A 12,922-nucleotide genomic window follows, 5' to 3' on the forward strand; every position below is an offset into this window, starting at 1 on the left:
TAACAAGTCCGTCTGTTCGGCAGGAACTCATAAACAGAAGCATTTATTTTAAAAGGGCTTTACAACAGCCTGACACACCAGACACTGTCCATAGTGTACCAAAAATTATATCATAGACTATTTAAAATGTATAGCACATTTCAGAACATTTGTTCTAAACCCACTATTTCCCTGTTATGGTTCACACCCTCTGTCCCATAATCTTTATGTTGTACTGAACAGCCGGAAATAACACAGCGCAGACAAAAAAAGGTTCTTTTTCGCGTTTGGGTATCCAGTGCCGCGCTCTGTACCGGCCCAAAGGGGGCTGCACAGAGCGTGGCACTGGGTACCCGGACACGAGAAAGAACCACAAAAAATAATCGGAACCGCGTTTCTTTTAATCTATTCCTTCCTTCCGGGAAGTATCTTCATTAAGGTTTCCCGAAGTACCTCCACGTCGATCGGTTTGGCTACATGGGCCGTCATCCCGGCATCCATAGCCGCTTTCACATCCTCCGCAAAGGCATTTGCCGTCATGGCGATTATGGGGATTTCCCCGGCATCGGACCGTTTCATCCCCCTGATGCACCGGGCGGTATCATATCCGTTCATTTCCGGCATCTGGATATCCATGAGGACCGCATCGTAGGTTCCCGGCGCAGCGGTACGGAATTCCTGCAGAGCCTGGACCCCATCTGTCTTTACCACACTGTCGGCGCCATACATGGAAAGCAGTTCACACAGGATTTCCGCATTAATCGCATTATCCTCCGCCACCAGGAACCTCCGTCCGGCGAACAGATCCTTGTCGGCATTTACCGGGAAAGGTTCCCCTCCTGCCTTAACGGAATCCTCTCCTTCTGTATCGGCCCATTGTCCTTCCAGTTCCACGCAGAAGCTGCTTCCCTGATGCAGACGGCTCTTGACGGTAATCGTTCCTCCCATCAGCTCCACCAGTCCTTTGGTAATGCTCAGGCCCAGCCCGGTCCCTTCCACACGCATGGTCCCTGTGCTCCGTGTGAAGGGTTCAAAAATGCGCGAAAGGAACTCCTCCGACATGCCCACACCGGTATCGCTCACCGTAAACCGGTATCGCACCCCGTCCCCGGAATCAACGGGAGGTATCTCCTCCGCCAGGAAAGCCACACTGCCGCCCTCCGGCGTATATTTCACCGCATTGCTTAATATATTGAGCAGTATCTGATTGATCCGGAGAAAATCCCCATAGAAACACACATGGCGTATTTCTGCAGTCCTGAATTCCAGTCTCAGCCCGGCTTCCTTCGCCTGAGGCGACATGATGGAAGACAGCTGCCCCAGAAGCTCCGTAAGATTTATCTTCCTGCAGTTCAGCGTGATCTGCGAGGATTCTATTTTGCTCATATCCAGGATGTCGTTTATGAGACTGAGCAGATGCCTGGAGGATACGGATATTTTGTTCAGACAGTCCGACACCCGTCCGGGTTCGTCCATATGGGCAACTGCCAGCGCAGTCATCCCCATGATGGCATTCATGGGCGTACGGATATCGTGGCTCATGGCGGACAGGAAATCGCTTTTGGCCCGGTTGGCCTCCTCCGCAAGGGAAAGGGCGTTCTCCAGCGCTTTCTTTGTTTTGCGCTCCGCAGCGAGGACATCCGTTACATCCGCCCGCACAAGGCAGATAGTGCTGCGGTTCACATCTCCCCACATCACATTCACCTGTTTGTATCTTTCCCCGTTTTCCCCGCGGTAAGAAACCAGGAAATCATAGCCGTTGGGATTCTCCTCCAGACGCTTTGCCATGGTCTGTATGTCAAACTGGGCCGCGGCATAATCCCGGTTTTCATCGGCTATATACCCATCTACAAAGCGGGGAATGGACACCCCGTAATTTTCCGTAAAATAAGGGGGGAGATTTTCCAGCACGGTTTTTCTGGTATACAGGGTCAATCCTCCGCTCCCGATATTGATAAAACCGGCAAGTTCAAAGGTATAGGCGATCAGACGCAGTAGCCCCTGCTGTTCCCGGACGGAATCCGTGATATCCGCTCTTGCCAGGCATACTCTGCCCAACCGGGCTTCCACAAGGGAAACCGTAACATTTTTGGTCCTCACATCACCTCCGTCATCCGTTATGGAATAGGCAAAGGTATAAGAACCTGCATTCTGCAGTCTCTCCGAAAGGCCTTCCGGATCCATCATCGCCTTATACCGATCCCGATCCTTGGGAAGCAGCCGGGTTTCCAGCATATTCTGCACCCACCGGGAATACAGGCCTTCCCTGGGCGGAATGCATCCCGCCTTCTCATTTGATGTCAGCACCCGATAGCAGTCATTGGGCAAATCAATATCTGCCACAAAATCATAGCCGGCTGCGGATAGCCTGTGCAGAATCCGGTCTGATATGGTCTGGCTGGTAATATCCGTTACCGTAAGGATTCCCGTCACGTCACCGCTGTCCGGTTCCTCCACCAGATTCATTTTTATCTGAACATATCTGCCCTTCGTATCACACGGCATGCGGACAAAACATTCAAACTGCCGCTCCGGAATCCCTCTGCGGAAAGCCTCCAGCGCCGGTTTATTCAGGTACATGCCAAGAAACTCCTGCCGCTCCTGCTCTTCCACCACCAGCGTACTCAGCCCGGTAAAAAAGCCTTCCCTTGCCGAACCAAAATTTTTAAGCAGATCCGAATGTGTATGATCAATGATTTCCAGGATACGGTTCTGTGTAATGTTGCAGTGACCCACAATCAACGCATTGGGATCCTGCGTATGATAGTGCTGCAATATCAAATCCTTATACTGCTGCCGGATCCGGTTCTGTTCTTCCTTTTCATTGGTCATATCCTGATATACCGAATATACCCGCCTTTCCCCGTCCTCGTATTCGATCAGGGTAAGGCTGTTCTTAACCCATAAGTAGCTGCCGTCTCCCTTTTGCAGACGGTAGACGATTTCACAATGCCCTTCCCCTCCGGCTATATACGCATTCATCTGCTGATATACATATACCCGATCCTCGGGATGTACACCCGCCATGGCATCTTCCCGATACAGATCCCACGCTTCCTGAAGTGTCATTCCCGTCATTGCCGCAAATCCGTCGGATAAAAATTCAGGAGTCATATTCCCCTGATCTTCATATCTAACGACGGCGACCCCGCCCGGCAGATTTTTCAAAACCGTCTGGAAATACTGTTCCAGACGCTCTTTATCCTTCCGCGTGATAACCGTTTCCGTAATATCCCGCACATACTTCACGTACGCCGGAATCCCGTTCCAGTCCGTTTCCCGGAAACGGGTACTGTAAAACCGGCCGGTTCCCTCAATGAGCATCTCGTGCTCCTCCCCGTCCGGTTTACGGCTTTTCAAAGTACAGAACGGACAGGGGGCATTTTTCCCGTGCAGGGCCGCATAGCATTTCTGCCCCACACAATTCTTTCCTTCTGCAAAAAGATTTCTGGCTTCATTTACATATAGCAGATCATAATTTTCCCTGTCTATGACATATATGGCATCGGCAGTCTCATTCACCATGCTCTGGAACAGGCGGGTATCTGCGGACATCCCCGTAAATACCGCATAAAAACCGGTGCTTTCCGCCAAAGGCCCCATCCGGCGCCCATTCAGATGAATCCAGATAAGCTGTCCGTTTTTATGGCGCATCCGGTACGAAACATCCAGTACCCCTCCGCTTTTCAGCGCGGTCACCGCAGCCGCCAGCACCCTGTCCCGATCCGGCTCGTAGATGATATCCAGAGCGTTATCCGCAACCATCTTTTCGTATTCTTCCCGCGAATGCCCGGAAAGCGCCATAACGCCGTCGGAAAAATAGGTGGGAATAAAACGCTCCCCTTCCACGCGGTAGCTTGCAATGCCTCCCGGTATGGAATTGACCAGATGAGCTACCTCCAGCTGCGCTTCCTTTAAGTCTGTAATATTATGGAATACACAGTGGAGCAGCGGATAACCGTCCTCTTCCCCAATCCACTTAATCTGAACACGTACCCAGACGATATGCCCGTCCCTATGCTGCTTACGGAATTCAAAACTGGCAATTTCATGGGTGCGGATCACCTCTCCGGCCCGGGATAACACCATTTCTGTATCTTCCCAATAGATCATTCCTGCCGCATCGCTCTTGATGAGTTCCCGGTATTCCTCCACCGTATACCCGGAAAGTTCAGGAACCCCATCCGAAAAGTAAACCGTTTCGAAGATATCGGAAACCTTATAAATGGCAACCCCGCCCGGTATCGCATTGATAATATCCTGCATTTTTTCGGTAGCCTGGTTTAATTCCATCTCCGTGCGTATCTGACCGGTTACATCACTGTATACCCCATATAGCAGCTTGGTATTATCTCCGGCATCCTTCACGGAGCCTTCCAGACGGATCCAGCGGTATTCCCCTCTGCTGTCATTCCAAAGCCGGTACGTATGCTGCACGGTGCCGTTGCTCCGGATCGCCCCCTGAATGCTTCTTTTCAAGGGTTCCAGATCCTCCGGATGGACTCCCAGAAAACTCGTTTCTTTCTCCACTAAACGGATATGTTCCTCTGCATAGCCCATAATTTCATAAAAGACGGAATTATGATATACCGGGGAAATTTTTCCCCCGGCCAGCCTGTAAACACACAATCCACATGGAATATTGCTAAGCGTTGTTTTTAAGTCTTCCCCCATCCGCCCAGCCCTCCTTCTCCTAAATAAGGCCGCTTTTATCCTGCTCTCCGTCCTGTTGAGTCCGAGAACGGAACATGTAAAAATACAGAGCTATGATACTCTGTTAATTGTATCACAGCTCCGCATAATAAGTAAACTCCCATGCCCGGCCCAACGGGCGTTACTGCTCCTGCCCCAGCTTTTCATTCATAATTTCAATAGCCTTATTCAGCTGGTTATCCACTTTATCATTATAGTAAGCTTCTGCATCAAACTTTTCTTCCACATCAGGCTCGATACCGATCTTATGGATATTATTTCCCTTAGGGGTATAATAGTTACTTACTGTCAGCTTCACTGCCGAACCGTCACTGAGGGAAATTATACGCTGTACAATCCCTTTCCCAAAGGTGGTGGTCCCTACCAGGGTACCGATTCCATAATCCTTGACAGCCCCCGCCAGGATTTCCGACGCGCTTGCGCTTCCGCTGTCAACAAGCACCACGAGAGGCTCTTTCATTTCTCTTGTCCCGTCGCAGGTATATTCCGAACGCTTTCCGTCCTTATCCTCCGTATAGACAATCAGGCCTTCCGGAAGAATTTCCCGGGCAATATCACACACGGTATTCAGGTTACCTCCGGGATTGCCGCGTAAATCAAGAATCAGGCCTTTCATACCTGAACCTCTGCATACTGCAAGAGCCTCCGTAAACTGATCCAGGGTAACCGTATCAAATTCCGTAATCTGGATATAGCCGATATCACCGTCCAGCATTTTCTGGTTAACCGTAGGGCTTTCCACTTTTCTGCGGACCACATCCACCTCCAGATAATCCGTGGCTCCTTCTCTGATGATGGTCAGATGAACCGAGGTTCCTTCTTCCCCTTTGATCTTGCTCACCACCTGGGTCAGCTCCAGCCCCTGTACCTCTTCTCCATCTACCTTATAAAGAAGATCACCTGCCCGCAGGCCGCTTTCCTGTGCAGGCGTTCCTTCAATAATACCGGTCAGCCTTGGGAGGCTGGTATCCGCATCGATTCCCACATAGGCACCGATTCCATAATAAATCCCTTCTGTCTTATCCTGCAGTTCCTTAAGTTCCTCTGAGGAATAATAAGTGGAATAGGGATCCCCCAGAGCTTCCACCAGGCCGTCATATACGCCCTTCTCCAGCGTCTGCTCATCCACATTCTCCAGATAATACTTGTTTATGGTATCCTCCAGCACCTGAAGCTTATTCATGGTCTGCGGATTAGCCACACTGTTGCTGCTCACGCCTTCCTCTCCGTTATGTGCCGCAGTTTCCTGTGCCCTGGACGACTGATATAAATTCCATGCGGACTGTCCCAAAAAGACACCGCTCAATACCAGCGCTACTGCCAGAACACCTGTAATTACCCCTCCCCAGAAGCTCTTTTTGTGATTCATTACCATGCTCCTATCTGTCCGATTACGTCCTGTTTTAATATATTGCCAATTATTTTAAATAATTCCATGGATTTACGTATTCACCGTTCACCCTCACACTGAAATGCAGATGAGGTCCTGTGGAACGCCCGGTGGACCCTACCGCCGCAATCTGATCCCCTTTTTTCACCGTCTGCCCCTGTGATACATAAAGGGCAGAAGCATGCATATAAATAGTGTACAGCCCGTCCCCATGGTTGATCATCACATAATTGCCCATAGAGCTGTTATATGCCGCCCCTACAACCGTACCGCCGTAAGCCGCCAGGATAGGGGTGCCGCTCGCTGCCGCAAAATCCACACCATTATGGAATTTCTTAACCCCCAGCGTAGGATGTATCCGGTATCCGTATTCATCGGAAATCCGCTTATAAGATGTAAGCGGAAGCTGGAACATGCCTCCGTCGTAGGTCACCTTGGGTTTGTTCAGTTCCTCCAGCTGCTTGCGTTCCGCAGCCGCAGCCGCTTCCAGCGCGGCAATCGTGGAATTCTGCGCCGCGATATCCGCCTCATAATCCTTTATAGCCGCTTCCTTATTGCTGATATCTCCCTGATACGCGCTGATCTGCTGTTCCTTCTGGGAAATCAGGGTCTCCAGGCCGGCCTCTTCCTTTTCCACTTCCGTTTTGGCCTGTTCCAGAACCTCCTGCTCCTCTTCCAGAGCCGTCTTACAGGTTTCCACCAGCTCCCGGTTCTTCTGGTATTCCTCCAGCTGCCTCTGATCATAGGCGTTCATTTCTTCCATGTAATTGGCATTATTCAGAAGCTCCCCGAAGCTTTTTGCAGTTAAAAGCATTTCCAGATAATTGTTATTGCCCTTTTCATAGGAATACTGTATCCGTACCTTCATGGCCGCATACTGTTCCTTTTCCCGCTCTATGGCCTCGTCCAGCATTTGCTGCGTCTCTTTGATCTCCTCTTCCTTTTCCGAAATCATCGTCTTGAGTTCGTTGATTTTGGACTGTATCTCAGCCAGATTACCGTCCAGCTGCTTTACATACGCCTCCAGATCATTCTTGGAGCTTTCAAGGCTGTCTACCATGGCCTGGATATCAGACATGGTGGTCTGCAGTTGTTTTTTCTCTTCCTGTGCCTGGGAAATTGCCGATTCCTTTTCCTTGATGCTCTGCTCCAGTTCACTGGAGGTGGCCGCTTCGCTCCCTACCGCCGGGCCAAGCCAGGTAACAAACAGGACGAAACCAAGCACAAGGCTGATGACTCTTTTGTTTTTTTTCATAATCCACCACCGTACCGTATCATCAGACATGCCCGGAAATCAGACACGCAGATGCTTGCGGACAGTAATAAAACTGCCCAGGAAACCGATCCCTACGCCAATAGCGACCACCACAGGAGCCAACGTGGAAAATACCGTATTTACAGGCAGGAAATTGAGCAGGCCGGACAATACGGAAAATTTGGTTCCTATGTATTCCACTACCTTGTTATACAATACATAGATGGTTCCCAAAGGAAGGGCAGAACCGAAAATGCCGATGAGAATACCCTCGATAACAAAAGGCGCTCTTACAAAAAAGTCGGTTGCCCCGATATATTTCATAATACTGATTTCTTCCTTACGCACGGAAATACCTATCGTTACCGTATTGCTGATCAGGAATACGGAAACCAGAAGCAGAATCAGGATGATACCTGCCGATACATAGGCAACCAGCGCATTCACACCTGTCAGTGTGGAAGCCGCAAGCTCCGACTGGTTTACCGTCCGGATTTCCGGGATGCTGTTCAGATACTCGACCAGAGCCGCCTGCTGGGATATATCCTTCATATAGATGGCGTAGCTGGCGGAATTCTCCAGCGGATTATCCGGGAAGCCGTCAGAAAATTCTTCCGGTATCCAGTTTTCCTTATAATACTCCCATGCCTGATCCGGAGAGGTATATTCTATTTTGGACACCTCATCCCTGGCTTCTATTTTGGAACCGATTTCCATAATCTGTTCCTCCGAGGTGCCGTGCTGGAAAAATATAGTGACGGAAACGCCTTCCTCCGCCGATTTCACAATACTTTGGAAATTGGTAATCACCGCATAAAACAAGCCGAACAGAAACAGACAGGCGCTGATCGTTGCCACAGAAGCAAGCGAAAACCACTTATTACGGAAAATATTGATAATGCCCTGCTTCAGGGTATAAAAAAATGTACTAATTCTCATCGATATAACCACCTTTTTCTTCGTCGCTTACGATGACACCCTTCTTCATCGTAACAACCCGCTTACGCATTTCATTTACAATCTCGCGGTTATGGGTTACTACCAGTATTGTGGTTCCCCCTTCATTTATTTTCTCCAGAAGCTTCATGATTTCCCATGAGTTCTTGGGATCCAGGTTACCGGTAGGCTCATCGGCCAGCAAAATAGGCGGTCTGTTAATCAGTGCCCTGGCCAGCGCCACTCTCTGCTGCTCCCCTCCGGAAAGCTGTTTGGGCTTTGCCTTGTATTTCCCGGCAAGCCCCACCGTTGCGAGGATGGCCGGAACATTCCTCTTGATTTCCTTGGTGGGCACCTGGATGATACGCTGGGCAAAAGCCACATTCTCATATACATTCCTGTCCTTGAGCAGACGGAAATCCTGAAAAACGATTCCAAGGTTTCTACGGTACCGCGGAATCTGCCGCGGCTTTAAATCCGCCACGCTCTGCCCGTTTACCAGAATCGTGCCGGAAGTCGGTGTCAGCTCCCGCAGAAGAAGCTTGATAAGTGTGGACTTTCCGGAACCGCTGTCACCTACGATAAAGACAAATTCGCCTTTCTTTATTCTTAAATTAACCCCGTTTAATGCAGGCGCCCCTGTGGAATAGCTCTTGCTCACCCTGTCGAGAACTATCAGGGAACCATCTTCCTTAATTCTTCTCTTTGTCTTTTTCGTACCAAAAAGTCCCAAAACGATACACCTCACTATCCGGCCTTACCATAACGGCCTAGTATTCAAATGTTTCCATATATTTCATGTATTTTACAACCATCAGCGCGATTTTAAAGGTAATGGCATCCTCGAATACCCTTAAATCCAGGCCGGTGCTTTTCTGAAGCTTATCCAGACGGTATACAAGCGTGTTCCTGTGGATGAACAGCTGACGGCTTGTCTCCGATACGTTCAGGCTGTTCTCAAAGAACTTGTTGATAGTGGTCAGGGTTTCTTCATCAAAATCATCCGGGCTTTTCCCGCCGAAGATTTCCTTAATAAACATCTTGCAGAGAGGAATGGGAAGCTGGTAAATCAACCTTCCTATACCCAATTCATTGTATGCGATAATATTGCGTTCGTCAAAGAAAATTTTTCCCACATCAAGGGCCATTTTGGCTTCCTTGTAAGAACGGCTCACTTCTTTGATTTCCTTTACAATCGTGCCGTAGGCAATACGGATACCCGTGATCCCTTCTTTATCCAGGAAATCATCAATGGCCTTTGCCGCCCGGTCAATCTCCTTACCCGTATCCGGCTCCACCAGCTCCTTTACCACGATCACGTTATTTTCATCCACCGCCGTAATAAAATCCTTATTGTTGCTTCCGAAACCGCCCCGCATAATTTCCAGAACATTGTTATCCCGGTTATTGTCCGATTCAATGATCAGGGCGACCCTTGCCACATCTGTCGGGATATGGAGCTTTTTAGCCCTGCTGTATATATCCACCAGAAGCAGATTGTCCAGAAGAAGGTTTTTAATGAAGTTATCCTTATCGAACCTTTCTTTATAGGCCACAAGAAGGCTCTGAATCTGGAAGGCGACCATTTTTCCAATCATATAGACATCTTCGCCGGCGCCGCCTATAACAAGGATATATTCCAGCTGTGTCTCATCCAGGATCTTAAAGAACTGATAACCCTGTACCTCCTGGCTGTCCGCAGGGGACCTGGAAAAATCCTGGGCCGCTCCCAGACAGTTACTCATTTCTTCGGATGTTGTTGCGATCATTTTGCCGTCCACATCCACTACACACAATTCGACCCGTGCAATACTGCGCAGTCCGTCAATCGTAGTCTGCAATACCTGATTTGATATCATATTCTTACCCCGCTCCTTCTCCTATGCAATTTCCACAAACATTACCCACGCCGGGAAATTGTCTAATGTAACACCCTTTTTCCATTTTAAATGAAAACCACAAAAAGATCTATAGGAAAGTCAAAAATTTTATGCACTTTTAAGCTTTTTTTTCAGCTTTTCCCATTTTCAGGCGCTGGTCAACCTATACAAAAAAACAGGAGCTAGTCCCCTGTCTTTTTCTTATTATATTCATTTACGTTATGCGTGAAAACCTGATAGATGAGTTTGCGCTTCAAACGCGCCAGAAAAGACGGATTCCTGACCCAGCTCACCGCCCCGAAAGGAAGGGAGACCCAAAGCTCCGCATTCACAAAATGCCCGTAATCATGCATGAGATGTACGTCTGTCGGCCATGGCATCCTAGAAATCACCACATCCGGCGCCAGATCATTCAGATTATTTACCAGCCGCTCCGGCTGGCATCCAAAATCCTCATACACGCCGCAGCCTTTTATCAGAAGATTTTCCTGGTACTCGGAAACAATCTCTCCAAGCACCTCCAGGTTATCCTGCGTATCCGCGAGAAGATATACACTGTTCCGGTTCCTTCCGAATTTTCTGAGCAGCTCCCTGAGATATACTTTTTCGTCTATTTCACGGATCCTGTTTCTCCCGGCAATTCCTGCCGCTTCCAGGACATCCGGTTCCGTACACACCGTCATGTCTATGGCCTCCAGGCAATCCTTCAGCTGTTCGTCCTTGGAAGCCTGGGCCAGATTGGAACTGGAGATATACGCAATCGTATTAAGCGCCCCGTTGTGCAGGAAGCTGTCCGTATTGCGCAGCGCTTCCCGCGCCCCGTAATCATATAAAGTAATCCCTAATATTGTATATTTCTGCATACCTTCACCCTGGCAGAATAGCGCCCGCACCTCCCCCCGCTTTTTCCTTCCCGTTATTATAGCAGATAATTCCACTCCGCGCAACGCACCCCGCTATATGCTCCTATAGCTGCCGCCCCGTACCGGCGGTATTTTAAAGGAACAGATTCAGCAGCATGTACGCCAGACAGAGGATGACGGCAATGATAAGGGGAGCGCTTACAAGCCTCCCTTTTTTCCGGCCGGACTTTCTTTCCCTCCAAAGCCAGCGGATATACTCTTCCCGGCCCTGGTTCTTACACAGCCATACAAGGACACATACGGCCAGCGAAGTCGTTATCACGGCTATCACCAGATAAACGCTGATGGCGGCTATCATATCGTCATTCGTCGTAACGGCCTGTGTCTGTTCCAGCCAAACCTTCGGGTAAAATCTCAGGTAAAAATACATGGCGATAACCGACTGGGCATTGAATACCACATGCATGATCACGGAGGACCAGAGACTGCCCGTAGCCTCCACCAGAACCGCCATGGAAACCCCGATGGCAAAGGCATAAGGTGCCTGATTGAAATTCATATGCATCAGTCCGAACAACAGAGAGGACAGCAGCACCGCCCCCGCTACATTCCCGCTTTTCAGATACCCTCTATACACCACGCCACGGAAGCAGAGTTCCTCGCAGACAGGCCCGAATATGGCCATCATGAAAAAGGTCAGCAGGAAAGGCAGGTTCAGCACTTCACCGCTGATGGAAACCACGGCATTATCCACAAAAAGCATACTGATCGCATTCAGCAGCGTGGTCAGCGGGCCCATCAGAAACGTATACAGAATGATCATAAATACGGAGGACAGCTTCATCCTGTGGAATCCCAGCACCCGGTTCGGCTTCTCCCTGGACACAAGCACTGCAAGAAAGGCAGGCACCGCCAATATCAGTTCGCTGACAAGCAGATTGGCCACCATCCCCATGCTGTACACATTGCGCAGGGCAACCAGAAGGCCCACCACTCCCAGATGCAGCATAATTATCCCCAGAAAACACCAGTTAACTTTCCTGTAATTCATTTATCGCTCCTATTTTATCTTTCTGATCGATTTTTCAGTAATTTCTATGCGTCCGTTTTTCAGCAGATGTCCCACCGCTCTTTTAAATTCGTTTTTGCTCATCTGTGTCTCTCTTTTGATAACCTCCGGTGAAGCCTTATCGTTAAAAGGCAGCACCCCGTCGAAGCTCTCTATAAGTTCCAATACCTTCAGGGCATCCGTTTCTATCATGCGGTAAGACTTGTCCCTGATACTCAAATCCAGCTTGCCGTCCTCATGCACCGCAATTACTCTCGCCTGCACCGGTTCCCCCACCCGCAGTTCGCCGAACATTTCCCTGGGCGGTATCAAAGCGGAATACCTGTCGTCAACCGCAACAAAGGCGCCGAACTGGCGGCTGATTTCGTAGAGATGGCCGCTTACCTGGTCATCCTTGTGATAAGGGCTGTCCGTCTGCAGATAGTGGTATATTTTCATACTGGCACACAGGCGGCCGCTCTTGTCCACATAAAGCACCACAGGAAAGCTGTCCCCCTCCTGCACATGGGTTGTCTGTTCCTTAAAGGGCAGGAACAGATCCTTTTCCAGCCCCCAGTCCAGAAAGGCTCCGAATTTGCCGGTCTGGGCAACCGTGAGCACGGCTACCTCACCCAGGCTCAGCTTTGGCTCTTTGGTGGTGGCTATCAGACGGTCCTTGGAATCCCGGTACACAAACACGGTCAGGGAATCTCCTGTTTCACAGCCCTCCGGCACTTGTTTCCCGGGAAGGAGCACCTTTTCCTCCCGGTTATCCTCCGGCGCAAGATAGACGCCGAAATCCACTTTTTTTACTACCATCAGTTCCTGCATTCTTCCCAATTCAATATGCATATTCAT

Annotated in this window: 9 protein-coding genes; all 9 read right to left on the minus strand. The window is 49.5% G+C overall.

Annotated elements, in window-relative coordinates; translation table 11 throughout:
- Positions 1-384: 384 nt before the first annotated feature.
- Positions 385-4,653: a hybrid sensor histidine kinase/response regulator gene (locus DXA36_RS05005; protein WP_118676923.1), complete on the minus strand. Its 4,269-nt coding sequence runs from the start codon at positions 4,651-4,653 to the stop codon at positions 385-387.
- A gap of 160 nt (positions 4,654-4,813) precedes the next feature.
- Positions 4,814-6,061 carry a S41 family peptidase gene (locus DXA36_RS05010; RefSeq protein WP_118677135.1) on the minus strand — a complete coding sequence of 416 codons (1,248 nt, stop codon included), beginning with the start codon at positions 6,059-6,061 and terminating at the stop codon, positions 4,814-4,816.
- A 49-nt stretch (positions 6,062-6,110) separates the two neighbouring features.
- The gene (locus tag DXA36_RS05015) at positions 6,111-7,337 is read right to left on the minus strand and encodes a murein hydrolase activator EnvC family protein (RefSeq protein WP_118676925.1); all 1,227 of its coding nucleotides are present in this window, start codon (positions 7,335-7,337) and stop codon (positions 6,111-6,113) included.
- 39 nt (positions 7,338-7,376) lie between these two features.
- Positions 7,377-8,276, minus strand: coding sequence for a permease-like cell division protein FtsX (ftsX, locus tag DXA36_RS05020; RefSeq protein WP_118676927.1), 900 nt, complete (start codon positions 8,274-8,276; stop codon positions 7,377-7,379).
- A complete protein-coding gene (gene ftsE / locus DXA36_RS05025) occupies positions 8,266-8,952 on the minus strand; it encodes a cell division ATP-binding protein FtsE (RefSeq protein ID WP_118677137.1) in 687 nt (228 codons plus the stop codon). The genes ftsX and ftsE overlap by 11 nt, the downstream gene beginning before the upstream one ends.
- 91 nt (positions 8,953-9,043) lie before the next feature.
- Entirely contained in the window at positions 9,044-10,132 is a 1,089-nt protein-coding gene (locus tag DXA36_RS05030; RefSeq protein WP_118676929.1) for a PucR family transcriptional regulator, read from the minus strand.
- 203 nt (positions 10,133-10,335) lie between these two features.
- Complete coding sequence (locus DXA36_RS05035; RefSeq protein ID WP_147366546.1) at positions 10,336-11,016, minus strand: hypothetical protein; 681 nt, start codon at positions 11,014-11,016, stop codon at positions 10,336-10,338.
- Positions 11,017-11,149: 133 nt separating this feature from the next.
- Positions 11,150-12,067, minus strand: a complete 918-nt coding sequence (locus DXA36_RS05040) for a CPBP family intramembrane glutamic endopeptidase (RefSeq protein WP_118676932.1) — start codon at positions 12,065-12,067, stop codon at positions 11,150-11,152.
- 9 nt (positions 12,068-12,076) lie between these two features.
- Positions 12,077-12,922 (minus strand): CvfB family protein, encoded by an 846-nt coding sequence (locus DXA36_RS05045; RefSeq protein ID WP_330424978.1) that lies wholly within the window; start codon positions 12,920-12,922, stop codon positions 12,077-12,079.

Source organism: Eisenbergiella sp. OF01-20, from assembly GCF_003478085.1.
In the GTDB taxonomy this organism is placed as follows: Bacteria; Bacillota; Clostridia; order Lachnospirales; family Lachnospiraceae; genus Eisenbergiella.